We start from the raw sequence: 19,378 nt of genomic DNA, 5'->3' as shown, positions 1-19,378 counted from the left end.
CCTATTTCTTAGAAATATTTATTGCTACAGTTTTAAAAGATGGTTCCTTTGAATAAGGATCATAAACTGAAGGAGTAAGTGAATTTGTTTCAATATAATGCATAGGTGCATATACATGATCTTTTTTCACATTTTCTGAATATACAACATTAAATTCACTAGTATTTCCATTTTGAGAAGTAATATTTACTCTTTCGTTTTCTTCTATATTTAGCTCTTTTGCTAGCTCTGGATTCATTAAAACATAAGATTCTTTGCTATAAATCTTATTGTGTTCTATTTCTCTTGATCTAACTTGAGTATGCCATTGTCCTACTGTTCCTCTTCCAGTATTAAAGATGTAAGGGAACTCATCAGAAGCCTTTGTTGGATTTTCAGCTATATCTTCAAAGAAAATCTTAGCCTTCTTAGATGGTGTATAGTAATTTCCATCCTCATATAATCTTCTTTCATCTTCTTCTAATACTTGTCCTTCTCTAAATGGCCATTGAACTCCTCTAGAACCGCTCATGTTTTCGCCTTCTAGCATTTCATAAGTAACTCCAGTTATATCGCAAGGCATTCCTTTAGAACATTTCTTTAATAATTCAAAAGCATCTCTTGGAGTATTCCAATTATCTAATAAGCTTCCCATTCCTAGCTCTTCACCAATTTTGAAGAATATTTCGTAATCAGAAAGTTCTCCTTCTTCCTTAGCTATAACAGGATTTACCTTTGATAATCTACGTTCTGTATTTATAAGTACACCCTCTTTTTTAATTGCTGGAACAGAAGGTAAATATAAATCGCAAAGCTTAGCTGTATCTGTATCTTCGTATATATCTTGAACTACTAAGAAATCTAAGTTTTTAACTGCCTCTAAGAATTGCTCATTATTTGTAAATGAGTGTCTTGGATTTGTACAAACAACCCATAAACCTTTAATTTCACCAGCAATAGCTTTTTCTATAATTACGTTATATGGTAATGTAGGCTTAGTTATAAGAACATCTTCCTCTACACCTAAAGCTTCTGCCACTGCCTTTCTTCTTACTGGATTATCAAAATCTCCTCCACCATAAAGTCCTGCAGTATTACTAAATGCTCTTGAACCCATTGCATTACATTGTCCTGTTAATGAATTAGCTCCAGTTCCTGGTCTTCCTATATTACCAGTAATTAAAGCTAAATTTATTATAGATTGAGCTGTTCTAACTGCTTGGTATCCTTGGTTAACCCCCATTGTCCACCAGAAAGATACTCTTTTTCCATTATGTATTATTTCTGCAAGCTCTAGAACTCTTTCCTTAGATATTCCTGTTTCTTCTTCTACATTGTCTAATGCAAATTTAGAAACATGGTTCTTAAATTCTTCATATCCTTCAGTATGTTCTTCAATATATTTTTTATCAATCCAATTATTTTCTATTATTACATTAGCTAATGTGTACATTAAAACTAAATCAGCCTTTGGTTTAATATCTATCCATAAGTGTGAATTTAATGCTGTTTCTGATTTTCTTGGATCTATTGTAATTATTTTTGCGTCTTTATTTGTTCTTATTCTACCCCAGAATACTGGATGTGCAATTACAGGGTTAGCTCCAATTAAAATTATTGTATCTGAAAGTTCAGCGTCATTTAAAGTATATGGAGGAGCATCAAATCCAAAGCTTTGCTTATGAGCAACTACTGATGTAGCCATACAAAGACGAGTATTTCCATCTCCATGCATACCCATATAGTTTCTACCTACATGACCTAATAAAGCCATTTCTTCAGTAGTCATTTGTCCAGTACTAATATATGCAACACTTTCTTTTCCATATTTATTTTGAATGCTTGTCATTTTTTCAACAAACGTCTTAATTCCTTTATCCCAAGTTACTTCTTTCATTTCCCCATTTTCATCTCTTAATAAAGGAGACTTTCTTGCCTTTATTTTAGTTTGTTGTTTATCTAAGTTTAAACCTTTTATACAACAAAAACCTTTATTAACAGGATAATCCTTAGTTGGTGTAACCTTCTTTATTTCTCCACCTTCAACATGAAAGTCTATATTACATGCTAAAGCACATAAGTTACAAGTTGATTGAATCTTTCTCATATCTTTCCATCTCCACTTCCAATAATCGAAATTAATTTAAGCGATTATATTTTAGCACTAATTAATTCTATAAACTGTGATAATAATCACATTATGATATTTTTTGTTATTTTATTCACAATAAAAATCTATAATTATCCTTAAATTCTTTAAAATATAAGTTATTTTTTAATTTATCAATAATATAAGAAACATTATCACGAATAATAAGTTATTTAATACCGTTTAATAAGTTATTGTTATTGACTTTCCTTAAATCTCTGTCTATACTATATTTATAGTTCACGAAAGGGTTGAGAATATGATAGAAAACAAATTAAATTTATTAATTAGAAATAGTGATGTATTAGAACATGTAAAGTCAAGTTTTGGAATGTCTATCTTTAAAAGATGTAGTGCATTAAATCTAACATTAAGAAATGTGGAATCAGATATTGATAAAATAAACAAATGCATAGATATAATTAAAGATAATTCAAGTATTTTTTCAAATTTTAGAGGAAATAATCTATTAACTACTGCTGTTAACTTATCAATAAAAGATAACCCTGAAGAGAGTTTAACTGAAATAATGAATATTTATGAAAAATTAAAGGATCATTTTTTTAATAACCAATTTTTAGTTTTAGCTGCTCAAATAATTTATAACTATAAAGGCAGTAAGGATATTGATACCCTAGTAAAAAACACAAGAAAAGCTTATGACTTAATGAAAGAAAACCATATATTTTTAACTGGCCAAGAAGATATTTGCTCAGCTGCTCTTATTTCTACAACATCAAATAACTTAGATGAAACTTTTGAAAATATGGAGGAGTGCTATGATATTTTACGAAAAAATGGTTTTTGGGCAGGTAATAATCTTCAAAGTTTAACTCACATACTTTCACTTTTTGAAGGTACACCTAAAGAAAAATGTGACAAAGTACTTTTATTAGATAAAACCTTAAAAAATTACTCAACACCTTTGACAAGTTATTCCCTACCAATTTTAGGTGCTGTGGCTCTAACTAATAATAATTATGAACGCTTTGCAGAGGACTTAATATCAGTAAATAACTTATTAAGAAAACAACGTGGATTTGGAGTTTTTTCTTTAAGTTCTGCTATTAGAAATATGATAGCAGCTTCGTTAATTTCATTGGAATCTATTGAAAATATTGATTCTTCAATTAAAGATAAAATAATTGAAACTACAAATAGTATATCATTAAATGTAGTAATAATCATGCAAATAGCAGCAGCTTCTGCTGCTACTGCAGCTGCTACAGCTGCTTCTTCAAGCAATTAATTTTTAAGCCTTAAGGTTTAATCTAAAAACTTTAAGGCTTTTACCATTCCATCTTCTCCTATAATAGTATTATCGAATACTGATATTGCATTTTCTATAAAATCCTTCGGCTCAGTCATAGCAGGGCTAAAGTGTGTAAGTAGTAGTTCATTAACATTAGCTAACTTTGCTAAAGTTGCAGCTTCTCTAAAAGTCATATGTTTATTTTTAATAGCTTTACTTATATCTTCATCACTTCCATATGTGCCTTCGCATATAAATAAATCACTTTCTTCTATAAACGCAATAATATTTTCAATGGGTCTTGTATCTGTTATATAACTTAACTTTATTCCTCTTCTTTCCTCTCCTAAAACCATTGAACTATTATAAATAATACCTTCATGTTCTACTGATTCATTTCTTTGCAATTTACTCCATAAAATTTGAGGAACATTCATTTCTATAGCTTTATCCTTGTTAAACTTTCTCTTCCTTTTAAAATACAAACTATATCCTAAACATGGTGATGAATGATCAAGTTCTTCTGTTTTAATAATAAGCTCACTTTTCTCTATATCACTTAGTAATAATTGATGCCTATTTAAAGAAAATGCAATTGACTTTATATTTTCTTCTATTATTAATTCATAAGGCAAATAAGGAAATAATACGCTTAATCCCTGAATAACATTTTTTATCCCTAAAGGCCCTACTATAATTAAAGGCTCTTCTCTTCCACTATTCCCAATTGTTGCAAGAAGTCCAGGTAATCCTACTATATGATCTCCATGTACATGAGTTATTAAAATAACGTCTATTGATTTAAATCCTAGTTTACTTTTCCTTATAGCTACTTGAGTACCTTCCCCTACATCTATTAATATTTTTCTTCCATTCAAATTAATAAAAAGAGATGATAGATGCCTGTTAGGCATAGGCATACCTCCTCCACAGCCAAGTAAAGTTAAATCTATCATAAAAACCTCCTGTGCTACGCACAATGCATAATGCATAATGCGTAATGAGTAATTATGGAAAAAACTCCTTTCGGAGTTTTTACCTTAATTCTTTCATTCTATCATTCTTTCATTTTTTTCATTATTTCATTACTTTGCTAGTTCTAGAGCAATTTCCATCATATCTGTAAAGCTTTCTTGTCTTTCTTCTGGTGTTGTTTCTATTCCTTTAAATACATGATCTGAAATTGTTAATATTGCTAATGCTTCTACATTATATTTTGCAGCAAGTGTATATAATTCTGCTGCTTCCATCTCTACAGCTAAGCATCCGTATTCAGCCCATAAATTTAAGCCTCCAACATTTGTGTCATCATAGAATAAATCTGAAGATAATACGTTACCAGCCTTTATATTTAAACCTTTTTCTTTTCCTATATTATATGCTTCTAATAATAAATCAAAGTTTGCTGTTGGAGCATAATCCATACCTAAAAATCTTCTATTGTTTATTCCTGAGTTAGTAGATGCACTTTGTGCTAATACTATATCTCTTACGTTTACATCATCACTTATTGATCCAGCCGAACCTATTCTAATAAGTCTCTTAGCTCCATAGAATCTAATTAACTCATTTACGTAAATTGAGTGTGATGGTAATCCCATACCTGTTCCTTGTACTGAAATTCTTTTTCCTTTATATGTACCAGTATAACCGTACATTCCTCTTACTGTATTATAACAAACAGGATTTTCTAAATAAGTTTCAGCTATAAATTTAGCTCTTAATGGATCTCCTGGTAATAATACTGTTTCAGCTATTGCTCCTTCATTAGCCATTATGTGTAAATGCTTTGCCATATTAAAAGCCTCCTTAATACATATTTATAATTACTTTTATTATACAAATATATTATATACTCATATTATTATTTTAAAAAGAGTTATCTTCTTTTCTTATTCATTATTATTCTCTAATAATTCATTAATTACTTCTCTCATTTTCCCAATCATATATAATGACCCAGAAGCTACTATAATATCATCTTCACTAGCTTTATTTATTGCATAATTAGCAGCACTTTTATAATCTTCAAAAGCTAAACACTTTTTATTATATTTTAAAGCTTCATTCTTTAAATCCTCTGCAGTCTTAGCTCTTATTGATGTAGATGTAACAGTATAAACTTCACTTGCCATAGGAGAAATTATTTCTAACATATTTTTTACTTCTTTATCAGCTAAAATACCTAGTATTAAATATAGATTTTTAAAGTCAAAATAATCCTCTATATTATTCTTTAAATATTTTATTCCATCTACATTGTGAGCTCCATCGATTACAATGTAAGGTTTTTCATTTAAAATCTCTAGTCTACCCTTCCACTTTACCTTTTCAGTAGCTAGTTTTACTTTGTTTATATCAAATTTAATATAATTTAAACTTTCTAATTCCTTTAATGCTTCAAGTGCTAAAGATAAATTAATAATTTGATGTTTTCCTAATAAAGATAAATTTAAAACTTCCTCATTACCTTTAATATTTACTGAAACCTTCTGATTTATAGTTTTATTTTTATTAATTTCTAGAAATTTATAATTATTAGGATTTACTATAATTAAATTTGAGCTTTCTTTTATAGCTTTTTCAGTAATAACTTTTAATGCTTCATCTTTCTGAACACAAGTTATTATAGGAACCCCTGTCTTAATAATCCCTGCTTTCTCCCTAGATATTTCTTCTAGTTTACTACCTAAAAGGTTCATATGATCAAAGCTAATAGATGTTATTACTGATAAAATAGGCGTAAGTACATTTGTTGAATCTAATCTTCCGCCTAAACCAACTTCTATAATTCCAAAATCCACTTCTTTTCTATATAAATATAAAAACATTATGCAAGTTATTACTTCAAATTCCGTAGGATGATTAAAACCTTCTTCAACTACTTGCTCTACATATGGTTTTATTTCATTTATTAAATATATTAATTCTTCTTCTTCAATATTTTTATTATTTATTCTTATAGTTTCTTCAATCTCATCTAAATGAGGAGAATTAAAAAAACCTATCTTATAGCCATGTTCTATTAACATTTCTCCTAAAAGTGCAGATGTTGAACCTTTACCATTAGTACCCGCTATATGTACTAGTTTTAATTTTTTATGTGGATTCCCTAGTAGCTCTAAAAGCCTTTCTGTACGCTCAAGTCCATAATTTGATCCAAGACTTCTTAACTTTTCTAAATACTTTAATGTATCTATATCTTTCATCTATAATCCATCCCTTTTTATTTCATTAGCTATGTGATTTAAGTATTTTTCCATTGTATCATTTATTCCAAGGTAGCTTAACATTCTACTACCAACAGCATCTTCAAATTCATTAAATAATATTTCTCCATTTTTAGAAAGTAAAAAATCTATTCCACCAAAATCTATTTTTAAATTATTTAATATCTTATTTATAATTTCCTCTTCCTTATTAGAATAATTATAAACTTTAACACTACCACCCTTGGTAAAATTAGAAACTAAATTACCTTCCTCTGCAATTCTAATAACTGCATGTTCAATTTTATTATTTATTATATAAAACCTTATATCTCCAATATAATCTTCTATATACTCTTGATAAACATTTTGGCTAAAATCTAAGTTTTTTAAAGTATCTAATATTTTTATATTAGCTCCACCATGACCATTTTTAGGCTTTTCTAGTATTTTTTTATTTTCATTTATTTCTTTTATGGTTCTATAAACCCATGGATACTTTATGCCTAATGTTTCAACATAGTCATAAGCAATTAACTTATCATTACCTAAAATACAAAACTTATAATTATTAAAAACTCTAATTCCCTCTTCTTCTAGTTTATATGTAATATTAAAATTTCTTGATCTGTTTAATGCAAATTTATAATTATATTTTACATTATCTATATCTTTATCTAATACAAGACTTATATTAATATCCTTTTTTCTTCCTTCTTCTATTAGCCAATTTATATAAGCTTTATTCTTTTCTACATCTTTTTCATTATAAATTACTATACCGTCAATCATAGAATTTCCTCTAAAATATATTCTAATATTTTTTTTCCGAAACTTTCCCCCCATAACTTCTCAAAACTTAAAAAGTTCAAGTTGGAATTAACCTCACAAAGTAAAGGTTTATTATTTTCACCAAATAATAAATCTACGCCTGAGAAATCTAGTCCAAGTGCTTTATGGGTTTTTAAAGCAAGTTCTTCTTGTTCTTTATTTAATTCTATTAAAGTACCTATGCCACCTTGAGAAATATTTGCTCTAAAATCAGTTTTCGATTCCCTAAGCATAGCCCCTACAACTCTATCACCAATAATATTAACTCTTATATCTTTGCCAAAGCTACTTTTTATATTTTCTTGAATTATAAAATCTATCCTATTTTTATTTAATTCTTTAACTTTATTAATAAATTCTTCCCTATTATTTATTAAGTAAACCTGCATTCCAAAAGAACCCATAGACTCTTTAATTATTACACTTTCCCCTAATGTTTCGTAGCAACTTATTAAGTAATCTTCACTATTTAATGCATAATCAAATATCATTGGAGATAATATAGTTTTCGGCATTCTTATACTATTATTTGAAAGAACTAAATGCATTAATCCCTTGTGGTCACAATTTTTAATAGCATTACTAGAATTAAATACTCTATATCCCATCTTCTCTAAATGACTAGCAAGCAATACATCTTTATCCCAAAAAATTATAAACTTTGGCTCTTCTGCTTTTTTAATATGAATAAGCCTAGCTTCTCCGTTATTATCATACATAGGAATTAATTCAGCATTTTTTATTGCTTCTAAATTTATATTTAACTTTTTTGCCTCTATAACTAAGGAATCTACTAATTCCTTTATTTTAGGAACATTTAATGTTCCATTATAAATTATCCATCCTGTCATATTCAACCTACTCTCTTATTATGTAGTATTAATTAACCTATTTTTATCACTTTTAAAATTCTTTGTCAACCTTTATACTATAATTATCTTATGTAAACAAAAGGAGCTTAATTATGAATGATTTAAATGAAGTTTTAGATTTAAATTTAAATAAAATATCCATATATGAAATAAATGAAGAAAAGCTGATTGCTTTAAAAAGTTGTGATTACTATTTAAAAAACAATTTCTATTTTTGGCTAATTAATAAAATAAATTCTCTAGAAAATAAAAGTCTTCATAAGGAATTAGCTTATGCTCATTATTTAATGTCTTATTATATATTTATTGTTCTAACACCATTATCTTATGAAGAATTAGCTTTTTATCATATACAAAAAGCTTTAAAATATGATGATAACATAGACTACAAAGAATGGACTCTTATTTTTGCAACATTACCTACTCCATTTTTAAAAGCTTATGATGCAATAAAAATGGCAGAAAAAGTTCTTGAAAAAGATCCATCCAGCACTTTAGCAAATACTATTTTACAAATCTTTTAGTTTTTTAAATAAAAAATAATAAAGGGGTCATCGCTAATATACTTTAAGCTGTTAACGATGGTCCCTTTAATAAAATCTCGTAATTTATAACAAATTACATTCTTACCTATTCACTTTTACTTCTTCATTATGAACTATTTTAAAGTATCTATTCTTACTAAAACTGCATTTAGCATTTCTTGATACTTTTCTCTCTTTTCTTTTTCGCCATCTATTACAGCTTGTGGTGCTTTAGATACGAAACCTTGGTTAGAAAGCTTTTTATCTATTCTTTCAACTTCGCCTTCTAATTTCTTCTTTTCTTTATTTAATCTATCAAGTTCCTTTTCCTTATCTACTAAGTCAAGTAAAGGCATAAATAATTCTCCACCTTTAACAACTAGAGATACTGCATTTTCTGGAACTTCATTTTTATCATTAATAAATGCTACTTCAGAAGCAGATGCTAATTTTTCAATATAATTAACTCCTGCTGTAAATGCTTCTTTAGCTTCATTTGTAGTATAAGCTATAACCTTAGCCTTTCTTGATGGTGGAACATTCATTTCTGCTCTTACATTTCTTAATCCTTTAATAGCTTCAATTATAAAGTCCATATCTTTTTCAGCTTTATCATTCTTTAAAGCTTCGTTATATTCTGGCCAGTTTGAAAGAACAATTGAATCTCCATCAGTTAAAGTAGTATATATTTCTTCAGTTATAAATGGCATTACAGGGTGTAATAACTTAAGTCCTGTTTGTAATACTTCATTTAAAACATTATAAACTATACCCTTAGCTTTTTCGTCTTCACCGTATAGTACTCCCTTAACTAATTCTATATACCAATCACAGAATTCAGTCCACATAAAGTCATATACCTTTTGAAGAGCAATTCCTAATTCATATTTTTCCATGTTTTCTGTTACTTCATTTACTAAAGTATTCATTCTTGAAAGAATCCACTTATCAGCTAAGCTGTATTCTTTGCAATCTTCATATTTCTTCATTACTTCTTTATCTAAATTCATCATAACAAATCTAGACGCATTCCACATCTTATTTGCAAAATTTCTAGCTGCTTCAACTCTTTCAGGAATATATCTTATATCATTTCCTGGTGAGTTACCAGTTACTAACATAAATCTTAAAGCATCAGCACCATATTCATCGATAACTTCTAATGGATCAACACCATTTCCTAGTGACTTACTCATTTTTCTTCCTTGAGAGTCTCTTATAATTCCATGAATTAATACTGTATCAAAAGGAGTCTTATCCATATTGTGTATTCCTGAGAATATCATTCTTGCAACCCAGAAGAATATAATATCATATCCAGTAACTAATACATTTGTTGGATAGAAGTATTCTAAGTCTTCTGTTTTATTTGGCCAACCTAAAGTTGAGAAAGGCCATAATGCTGATGAGAACCAAGTATCTAACACATCTTCATCTTGATGTAAGTGCTTAGATCCACACTTAGGACAAGTTTCTGGTGCATCTACTTCAACTATAATTTCTCTACAGTCATTACAGTACCAAACTGGGATTCTATGTCCCCACCATAATTGTCTTGAAATACACCAATCTTGAATATTTTCCATCCAATTGAAGTATATCTTATCAAATCTTTCTGGAACAAATTTAGTTTCATTATTTTTTACTGCTTCTATAGCTGGTTTTGCTAAAGTTTCCATTTTAACATACCATTGTTTTGATATTATAGGCTCAACTACAGTTCCACATCTATCATGTGTTCCTACATTATGAGTATGAGGCTTAACCTTAACTAATAAGCCTTGTTCTTCTAAATCGCTAATCATTTGCTTTCTAGCTTCATATCTATCTAAACCTTGATATTTTCCACCTAATTCATTAATAATACCATTATCATCCATAACTCTTATTTGAGGTAAGTTATGTCTAAGACCTACTTGGAAGTCATTTGGGTCATGTGCAGGAGTTATCTTTACTGCTCCAGTTCCAAATTCAATCTCTACATAGTCATCTCCAACTATAGGAATTTCTCTATCTGTTAGTGGTAGTTTTAATGTTTTTCCTATAAGATGCTTAAATCTATCATCATTTGGATTTACAGCAACCGCTGTATCCCCAAGTAAAGTTTCTGGTCTTGTAGTAGCAATTTCTATATATCCACTACCATCAGCTAATGGATAATTTATATGCCAGAAGCTTCCTTCTTTTTCTTCATATTCTATTTCTGCATCTGAAAGTGCTGTTGTACACTTTGGACACCAATTTGTTATTCTATTTCCTTGATAAATTAAACCTTCATTATATAGCTTAACAAAAACAGTTCTAACAGCCTTATTTAAGTTTTCATCCATAGTGAAAGCTTCTCTTGTAAAGTCACAAGAAACTCCCATCTTTTTAAGCTGATTTCTTATAGTTCCTCTATATTCATCTGCCCATTCCCAAACTTTTTCAAGGAATGCTTCTCTACCCATTTCTTTTTTTACTAAACCCTCTTTTAAAAGTTCATTTTCTACCTTTACTTCAGTAGCTATTGAAGCATGGTCTTGTCCTGGAAGCCATAAAGTACAATATCCTTGCATTCTCTTAAATCTTATAAGCATATCTTGAAGAGTATTATCAAGTGCATGACCTAAGTGAAGCTTACCAGTTATATTTGGTGGTGGCATAACTATTGAAAAAGGCTTCTTATTTTTATCAATTACAGGTGTAAAATATTTATTTTCTTCCCAATTTTTATAAATTCTTTCTTCAAATTCTTTCGGGTTATAAGTTGTGGCTAAATTCTTATTTTCAGACATTATTTTTCCTCCTCTATTTAATAAACCAATATGGCTTTAATTATTTTTTTATATAAAAAAAGAGCCTTCATCACAAAAGGACGAAGACTCGCGGTACCACCTTTTTTCTTAATATAAAAAATTATATTAAGCTCTTTATTTATTAACGACTAAGAACAGCCGCCTTTACCTACTTAGTTTCAGTAAAGATGCTCAAAAGCTACCTTCAGGATACTTTAATATAGAAGGCTTTCAGCCGGTGACCTTCATTCTCTTTATATACAGTATTCCTTACTCCTCTTTATCATTGCTTTTAATATATGATTTTGTAAAGTTATCTTATACTATATTATAATTTTTGTCAATATTACACTATATTTAATAAAAATTATATTTTGTTAAATTTTAAAATCCTTTGGATTGTGCTCTTTCGCTTTTGGCTCACCAAAAGTTGCTTTCACACTTTCTACTTGTGGATTATGATTAATATTCTTTTTATGACTATTCTTACTTTTTTTACTCATTTCTTTCACCTCCAAGCTTGTATAAATAGCTTATGTAAAAGAAATATAATTTATGTAATTAACCTTCTATCCACTTCATATCTTTAATAAATTCATTTACAAAGTCTTCACTCATACTTGGATTTATAGTTTCTTCATGTGTTATAGTTACTACAGACATTGCAATGGCATATTTTACAGTATCTTTAATAGATAAATTATTCATATATCCATATCCAACACCTGCTACAAAGGAATCTCCTGCTCCAGTTACGTTTCTTACTTCAACACAAGATGTTTTTATTTTTCCTTCTTCCTTTGAATTCTTATAATATATCCCATCAGCATCTAAGCTGATAAATACATTTTCTACTCCCAAAGATCTAAAATAATTAGAAGCATTAACTAAATCCTCATCATTTTCTATTTTAAATCCACATAAAAGTTCTGTTTCTAACCTATTTGGTTTTATTGTATGAAAATATTTAATTAAATGTTTTACTTTTTCTGCTTTTGATGCAGAAACTGGATCTAAAATGAATTTAGTTTTTCCTGCAAACTTAGTTAATATATATTCTAAAAGTTTTGGATTATCAGCATCTAAAATAACATATTCCGCATTTTCAATTATACTTGCTTTTGAATCAATAAATGAAGAATCCATTTTATTTAAGCATTCCATATCTACTATAGCTGATTCCATTTCCCCCTCTTCATTTAAAACTGCCATATAAGTTGGTGTACATTCACTTTCTAATATCAAAGAGTTTTTCATACAATACCCTATTTCCTTAGAATTAGCTAATATATTTCTACCTTGTTCATCCCCACCTAAGATAGAAATAAATTCTGTATTAACATTAACTCTAGCTAAATTTTCAGCAATATTTCTACACACACCACCTAGAGATATTTTTATATGGCCAGGTATAGAATCCCTTTTATGATACTTCCTTCTACTAAAACCTATAATATCTACTATTGATGCCCCTAACACTAAAATATAAGGATTTTTCTTACACATACCATCTCTCCCGATCTTTATAGTCCATTCTAAAAATATAAATACATTATATTAAAGAAAACTAAAAAAATAAAGTAATTTTTTAAAACTTTGTCGAATTTTATTGTTTAATTAAATTTATTAATTTTATTCTCAAATAATATATAAGAGCCATATATTGAATATTAATTAATTAAACAGGTAATACTTATATTAATAGAAAATATATCCAGGAGGTATCTATGAATTTCTTCAACGAAGGCAATAAATATTATAATCTTAAAGACTATGAAAAGGCTATAGAGTTATACAAAATGTCCATAGATAATAATGAAAATACAGCATGTTCTTATTATAACTCCGGAGTTTGTTTTATTAAGTTGAAAAATTTCGACAAAGCCATTGAAATGATAAAGACAGCTTTATCTATACAACAGGAAAGTAAATATTATTTTAATTTAGCATATTGTTATGCTATGAAAGAAGATGTAAAAAAAGCTTTAATTTATTTTAATATGGCTTGGTCATTAGATTCATCAGACGCTGATTGTGAAAAAGCAATTAGATTAATTCTTTCTAAAAACAAAAAAGCCCTATAGCCTTTTAGGTAATAGGACTTTTTTTATTTTTAGCTTACTAAAACATACATTTTACATCCATTCTCCAGCAATTTCTTCATTTAGATGATCTTCATAAAAATCAGCATTATCAAAATAATCTCCAGATAAGTAAAATGTTGGGTCTATATTTATCCAGGTTCCTTCGTCTTCAAGATACACTTGATTCCACGCATGAGGTCCATAATTTTGACCATCATATGCATCTCCTGTAATAATTCTACTACCTAATCCTACAGCTTTCGCCATTGAAACATAAAGACATGCATAATCAAAACATATTCCGCTTCTTCTATTCCAAGCCTCAATTGAACCACTATTTGAGACTCCTTCTTGACTTAAAGCTTTTTCAGCTTTATTGAAATCATATTTTATATTAGATCCGATCCAAGCATATAGCCTTTGTGCCTTTTCCCTATCTGTCTTAGCACTACTTACTATTTCTTTAGCTTTAGCATCTATTTCTGGTAATGATTTTATTCCCTCTTCCAAAGTAACTCCATTATAATATATGATTACATTAGAATTTACAGGTAAATATTCTTTAAAATCATTGTAAGGCAAAATAGGTTTGTTTATAGTGACTATGCTTTCTAATCTACTATAACCATTTATATTATTAAATAAATTTATCTTATTATCTCTTCCAAAGGTAGTATTGTATGCAATTATCCCCATAAACATTATTAGTATAATTACTAAACCTTTTAAAGAACCAAAAAGAGTAGAAAATAAAATTATTCTAACTTTTCCTTTATTCAATAAAACATTATATGCTTTAGTCAAAGGATCATTTAAACATTTCAATATCCAGTAAATAATTGATTGAACTATAAGAAACAAAACACCTAAAATCAACGCTTTAAATATATTATTATTAAGAATATATAAATTAGGATTATCACTAATATATTTTAAAATGAGCAAATATATCTTTTCTAAATTCAAAAGCATAAGCGAAAATGTCATAAATATTGAAAAATAATATATTAACCTATTTAGTGAGTATTTTGCACTTTCATCTTCTAGCGATCCCTTAATGCTTTCCTTTATTGAAAAAATCATTATTAAGACACATATGATATGTGGCAAATATTCAATCATTAATGTCTCTCCTTTTTAATAATTAATTATCATCAACCTTTGTAATTTTTTTTACAACATATGAAACTGTATCATAGTCATATCCTTTTGATAATAAGAATCTATATAACTTTTGAGATAACTTAAACTTATCTTCCTCTCTTTTAGCTATTGTATTATATTTTTTTATCGCTAAATTATACGCATTATTTCTTTCTTCATCATTATCAATACTATAAATCTGTTCATCTATTATTTTATCATTAATACCTTTTTTAGCTAAATCATATTTTATTTTCTTCTTACCTTGTATTCTACTTTTATCTTTGACGTACATCTTAACATAATTTTCATCACTAATAAAATTATACTCTTTTAATACGTTCATAGTCCTTGTTATAGCTTCATTGTCATATCCCTTTAATATAAGTTTCTCTCTTAATTCTTTTTCACTTTTATAAGTTTTTTCTACTATTCTAAATGCAGCTGTTTTGCATTTTAAATAATTATCTTCCTTTGCAATGATATTGATTTTTTCTATGTCTACCTTGTCATTAACTTTGAGTCCTTCCTTATATACTAATTCATTACTTAAAGAAAATGCATAATCATTATCAATATATATATTTACTCTATCTTTATTTCTTTTTTGTATCTCAATTTTTGTAATTACATTCATAATTTTCTCCACGTTAATTAGACTTTAGTATATGAATCGTTGGATTATTTAATACTGTATTTGCAACTTCATGAATCTTATTTAGATTTAGACTATTAAGTTTTTTCATATCATCAACAAACTCATAGAAATCTTCTCCATCTAGACCTTGGTGTAACATATAATTGCATAATTCTGATGGATCTTCTAAAGTAGAAATGACTGCTGTTTTATGAACTTTTTTCATAAGTTCTAAATCTTTTTCCCCTATTGCTAAATCACCATTTTTTATTGAGCATATAGTTTCATCAATTGCTTCAATAGCTGAATTTAAGTCTTCTTCTCCAACTGAAGTATATATATATAGAGTCTTAACATTATTTGTCATATCTATACTAGTATAAATATCATATGCAAGTCCTCTTTTTTCTCTTACTTCTCTAAATAATAAAGAATTTGAGCTTTCTCCTAACCTATGATTTAAAATTCTAAGTGGTAATTCTAAGTCTTTACTTAAATTATAAAAAGTATATAAATATACTATAGTATTTTGCTCAATATTATTTTTAATTGTAGTTACAAATTTAGGATTATTATTTTCTTTAATTATTGTTTTTTCAGTTTTTTCTCCAGCTTTCCATGATGAAAATACCTTTTTAATCTCATTTAAAGCATCATCATGTTCTAAAGAAGATACAATAGTTATTAATGAATTATTAGGTATATAATATCTGCTATAATAATTTAATAAATCATTTCTCTTATATGATTTTACATTTTTCTCCAATCCAGCAACATCATATCTTAACGGATTTCTTTCAAATGCTAATTCATTTATTCTTTTAAAACTTAAGTCTTCTATATCATCTTTACTTGCTCTCATCTCTGCAAGTATTACTCCTCTTTCCTTTTCTAGTTCCTTACTATCAAATGTAGGATTAATTATCATATCTCCTAAAATATCAATTGCATTTATCAATTCCTCTTCTAAACAACTAATTGTATAAACAGTTGATGTATAATCTGTATATGCATTGTACTCTCCGCCTAGAAATTCTAATTCATCATTTAAAACTTCATAATTTCTATTCTTAGTACCTTTAAATAGCATATGTTCTATAAAATGTGATATTCCTTTTTCATTTAGCTCCTCATAAAGTGATCCAACTTTTATTCCTACATTAATAGAATTTATTTTTGTATCCTTTTTAATAGTTATAACTTCTAATCCATTATCTAAAAAATGCCTTTTTGCATCAAAATTCAATTTAAACATTATAGTTCACCCATCTCTCATATTATTTATTAGAAAATAATATGACTCCCTTAAAAATATATTAATATAATTATATCTATGTTTTAAGTAATAATCTACACAATTAGATTTTTTTGATTTAAATAATTATTAATAATACTTTACCATATTTTTATTGGCATTTATAATAATTATAATGATGTTAAAAGGAGGGCTTTTATGAAAAAGAATATCTTAATAATTGAAGATGAAATACGTATAAGATTTTTACTAAGAGATTATTTTTTAAAAGAGGGGTTCAATATTATAGAGGCATCTGATGGTGATGAAGGATTAAACTACTTTATGTCTAGCAAAATAGATTTAGTTATACTAGATATAATGATGCCTAAAGTCGATGGTATAACAGTTTTAGAAATGATAAGAAAAATATCTTCTGTTCCTGTTATCTTACTAACAGCAAAAGGACAAGAACAAGATAAACTTTTTGGATATGAAATGGGAGCAGATGATTATATGACTAAACCATTTTCTCCTAAAGTTTTAGTTGCCAAGGTAAAAGCTCTACTTAAAAGAACTGCCGAAGATACATTTTCAAATTTAAATGAATATGATGGGTTAACTATAAACAAATTATCTCATGAAGTTAAAATTAATGAAGAAATTATTAATCTTTCACCTAAGGAATTTGAACTTCTTTCTTATTTATCTGATAACGAAGGAATAGCTTTATCAAGAGACACTATTTTAGATAATGTTTGGGGATTAGACTATTATGGTGATTTAAGAACAGTAGATACTAATATAAAACGATTAAGAGAAAAGCTTGGAGAAAAAGCCTCTTATATTATTACTGTCAGAGGAAGTGGATATAGATTTGAAGCAAAGAAGAAAATTTAGTCTATCAAAAAAATTATTTACAATAACATTTGGATTAATATTTATGGTTTTAATTTGCAGTATGTTGTTCCAAGTACTATTTTTCGAAAATTTCTACTTAAATAAAAAAATTAATGGTATGACAAGAGAAGCAATAAAATTTAGTGAAATGTATTCGTATGATATTTCAAATCAAAATAGGTTAACAGAAGCCTTGTTTAGATTTGAGCAATCAACAAACTCAAAAATTGCCATATTTTCTACAGATGGAAAACTTAAATATCTTCTAAATTATAATAATAATGATGCTGATTTTCAAACACTAACATCATTTTGTAAGGAGCTTATAGACGATAAGTATCTAATTAATAAGGTTCTTACAACTGGTAAATCTCAGACTAGTGTTTTTGAAAATGAGTATAGTAATACTAGAAAGATAGGTATTTTAACTCCTATGTCATTAAATTCAAAAAATGATTCTATAGTAGTTACTGTATCTTCTATGCAACCTATTAATGAGGCTACTGATGTAATTAGAGAATTCTATTTTTACTTGTTTTTAGGATTTACTATAGTAGGAATTTTTCTTTCTTCTGTTTATGCAAACTTAATTTCGAAGCCATTAGTTAACATTAACAAAGTAGCTAAAAGAATGTCAGCTATGGATTTTACCGCAAAATGCGAAGAAACATCACAAGATGAAATAGGTAATCTTGCAATAACATTAAACTTTTTATCTTCAACCTTAAAAAATGCTTTAGAAGACTTAAAGCATAAAAATAAAAAGCTAGAAGAAGATATTGAAAAAGAACGTAAACTAGAAGAAATGAGAAAAGATTTTGTTGCAAGTGTTTCACATGATTTGAAAACTCCTATAGGAATTATTGAAGGATATGCTGAAGGATTAAAGGACGGAATAGTATCAGGTAAAGATGCTTTGATTTATATTGAGACAATAATTGATGAATCTCATAAAATGAACAAATTAGTTACCAATATGTTAGAACTATCAAAATTAGAATCAGGTAATTTAGAGTTAGTAATTGAAAGATTCAATATATTAAGATTAATTCAAAAGCTTTTAAAAAGTTTTAAATTAGAATTTGATTCAAATGAAATAAACTTAGAATTAAAAACTGATTTAGAATATTGCTATGTTTTAGGTGATATATTTCAACTAGAACAAGTTATAACTAATCTATTAAGTAATGCATTAAAATATACACCATCTAAAAATAACGTAATTGTTATGTTAAATAGTGATGATGAGTTAGTTACTATTTCTATTGAAAACAAAGGAGCTCATATCCCTGATGATGAAATAGAGAATTTATATAATAAATTCTATAGAATAGATAAAGCAAGAAATTCTTCAAATAATAGTAATGGTCTAGGACTTGCAATAGTAAAAAGAATTTTAACTTTACATGAAAGTTCTTATACTCTATGTAACACAGAAGATGGAGTTAAATTTGAATTTACTCTAAAGAAGTCACATGATAAAGAAATATTATAATAATGAGAGGACAGTAGTTATTTATAATGAAAAGTAAAACTACTGTCCTTTAATAAATTTTTCCATGTCATTTAAATAATAATGTTATATATGAAGCCTATGATTATCAGAATAGCTAAAATACTATTTATAATTAAACATATTTTACTATTAATAGCAATTGATTTTAAATCCTTTTCTTCCTTGCTCTCAATCATATCTACCATTATTAATAATTGATCTAACTTATTAACAATATCTTTATTTATCTTTTTATTATTATTTGTATCATTTATATTTTCTAACACCTCAT

At 27.4% G+C, this 19,378-nt stretch carries 18 protein-coding genes and 1 other annotated feature; of the genes, 5 read left to right on the top strand and 13 right to left on the bottom strand.

Translation table 11 applies throughout. The features are described from left to right. Window position 1: 1 nt before the first annotated feature. Window positions 2-2,086: a molybdopterin oxidoreductase family protein gene (locus tag QK892_RS07055; RefSeq protein ID WP_317272836.1), complete on the bottom strand. Its 2,085-nt coding sequence runs from the start codon at window positions 2,084-2,086 to the stop codon at window positions 2-4. A 301-nt stretch (window positions 2,087-2,387) separates the two neighbouring features. On the opposite strand from QK892_RS07055, the gene QK892_RS07050 reads away from it, so the two are divergent. Continuing rightward, window positions 2,388-3,377, top strand: a complete 990-nt coding sequence (locus QK892_RS07050; RefSeq protein ID WP_317272835.1) for a DUF4003 family protein — start codon at window positions 2,388-2,390, stop codon at window positions 3,375-3,377. A gap of 17 nt (window positions 3,378-3,394) precedes the next feature. Here QK892_RS07050 and QK892_RS07045 read toward each other — a convergent pair whose 3' ends face one another. The 5 genes from QK892_RS07045 to QK892_RS07025 form a co-directional block, all read right to left on the bottom strand. Beyond that, window positions 3,395-4,336, bottom strand: coding sequence for a ribonuclease Z (locus tag QK892_RS07045; RefSeq protein ID WP_317272834.1), 942 nt, complete (start codon window positions 4,334-4,336; stop codon window positions 3,395-3,397). Window positions 4,337-4,465: 129 nt separating this feature from the next. Next, window positions 4,466-5,176 (bottom strand): purine-nucleoside phosphorylase, encoded by a 711-nt coding sequence (gene deoD / locus QK892_RS07040; protein ID WP_317272833.1) that lies wholly within the window; start codon window positions 5,174-5,176, stop codon window positions 4,466-4,468. 96 nt (window positions 5,177-5,272) lie between these two features. Beyond that, entirely contained in the window at window positions 5,273-6,589 is a 1,317-nt protein-coding gene (locus QK892_RS07035) for a bifunctional folylpolyglutamate synthase/dihydrofolate synthase (RefSeq protein ID WP_317272832.1), read from the bottom strand. Continuing rightward, window positions 6,590-7,381, bottom strand: a complete 792-nt coding sequence (locus QK892_RS07030; RefSeq protein ID WP_317272831.1) for an ATP-grasp domain-containing protein — start codon at window positions 7,379-7,381, stop codon at window positions 6,590-6,592. Continuing rightward, window positions 7,378-8,271, bottom strand: coding sequence for an ATP-grasp domain-containing protein (locus QK892_RS07025; protein WP_317272830.1), 894 nt, complete (start codon window positions 8,269-8,271; stop codon window positions 7,378-7,380). Before QK892_RS07025 ends, QK892_RS07030 begins: the two co-directional genes overlap by 4 nt. Before the next feature lie 113 nt (window positions 8,272-8,384). Here QK892_RS07025 and QK892_RS07020 point away from each other — a divergent pair, with 113 nt between their 5' ends. After that, the gene (locus QK892_RS07020; protein ID WP_317272829.1) at window positions 8,385-8,816 is read left to right on the top strand and encodes a hypothetical protein; all 432 of its coding nucleotides are present in this window, start codon (window positions 8,385-8,387) and stop codon (window positions 8,814-8,816) included. Between the two features lie 134 nt (window positions 8,817-8,950). Here the strand turns inward: QK892_RS07020 and QK892_RS07015 are convergent, their stop codons facing one another. From QK892_RS07015 to QK892_RS07005, 3 genes are all read right to left on the bottom strand, one after another. Beyond that, window positions 8,951-11,593, bottom strand: a complete 2,643-nt coding sequence (locus tag QK892_RS07015; protein ID WP_317272828.1) for a valine--tRNA ligase — start codon at window positions 11,591-11,593, stop codon at window positions 8,951-8,953. A 73-nt stretch (window positions 11,594-11,666) separates the two neighbouring features. Then, window positions 11,667-11,889, bottom strand: a binding site (T-box leader). 81 nt (window positions 11,890-11,970) lie between these two features. Next, a complete protein-coding gene (locus QK892_RS07010) occupies window positions 11,971-12,096 on the bottom strand; it encodes a CPC_1213 family protein (RefSeq protein ID WP_317272827.1) in 126 nt (41 codons plus the stop codon). 58 nt (window positions 12,097-12,154) lie between these two features. Next, complete coding sequence (locus QK892_RS07005) at window positions 12,155-13,099, bottom strand: carbohydrate kinase family protein (protein WP_317272826.1); 945 nt, start codon at window positions 13,097-13,099, stop codon at window positions 12,155-12,157. A 221-nt stretch (window positions 13,100-13,320) separates the two neighbouring features. Here QK892_RS07005 and QK892_RS07000 point away from each other — a divergent pair, with 221 nt between their 5' ends. Beyond that, window positions 13,321-13,677, top strand: a complete 357-nt coding sequence (locus tag QK892_RS07000; RefSeq protein WP_317272825.1) for a tetratricopeptide repeat protein — start codon at window positions 13,321-13,323, stop codon at window positions 13,675-13,677. Window positions 13,678-13,728: 51 nt separating this feature from the next. Here QK892_RS07000 and QK892_RS06995 read toward each other — a convergent pair whose 3' ends face one another. Genes QK892_RS06995 through QK892_RS06985 form a run of 3 tightly spaced genes read right to left on the bottom strand, consistent with a single transcriptional unit; the run spans window position 13,729 to window position 16,712 of the window. After that, window positions 13,729-14,799, bottom strand: coding sequence for a transglutaminase-like domain-containing protein (locus QK892_RS06995; protein ID WP_317272824.1), 1,071 nt, complete (start codon window positions 14,797-14,799; stop codon window positions 13,729-13,731). A 22-nt stretch (window positions 14,800-14,821) separates the two neighbouring features. Next, window positions 14,822-15,457: a recombination regulator RecX gene (gene recX, locus QK892_RS06990; RefSeq protein ID WP_317272823.1), complete on the bottom strand. Its 636-nt coding sequence runs from the start codon at window positions 15,455-15,457 to the stop codon at window positions 14,822-14,824. 13 nt (window positions 15,458-15,470) lie between these two features. Further along, window positions 15,471-16,712, bottom strand: a complete 1,242-nt coding sequence (locus tag QK892_RS06985) for a M16 family metallopeptidase (RefSeq protein WP_317272822.1) — start codon at window positions 16,710-16,712, stop codon at window positions 15,471-15,473. A gap of 198 nt (window positions 16,713-16,910) precedes the next feature. Here QK892_RS06985 and QK892_RS06980 point away from each other — a divergent pair, with 198 nt between their 5' ends. Further along, window positions 16,911-17,591: a response regulator transcription factor gene (locus tag QK892_RS06980; protein ID WP_317272821.1), complete on the top strand. Its 681-nt coding sequence runs from the start codon at window positions 16,911-16,913 to the stop codon at window positions 17,589-17,591. A 43-nt stretch (window positions 17,592-17,634) separates the two neighbouring features. After that, window positions 17,635-19,086, top strand: coding sequence for a sensor histidine kinase (locus QK892_RS06975; protein WP_317272909.1), 1,452 nt, complete (start codon window positions 17,635-17,637; stop codon window positions 19,084-19,086). A gap of 71 nt (window positions 19,087-19,157) precedes the next feature. Here the strand turns inward: QK892_RS06975 and QK892_RS06970 are convergent. Beyond that, on the bottom strand, window positions 19,158-19,378 hold a 221-nt coding region (locus tag QK892_RS06970), incomplete at its 5' end, for a hypothetical protein (RefSeq protein ID WP_317272820.1).

This window comes from Clostridium lamae, assembly GCF_033043255.1.
GTDB lineage: Bacteria > Bacillota > Clostridia > Clostridiales > Clostridiaceae > Clostridium > Clostridium lamae.
This window is presented reverse-complemented; position numbering and strand designations above follow the sequence as displayed.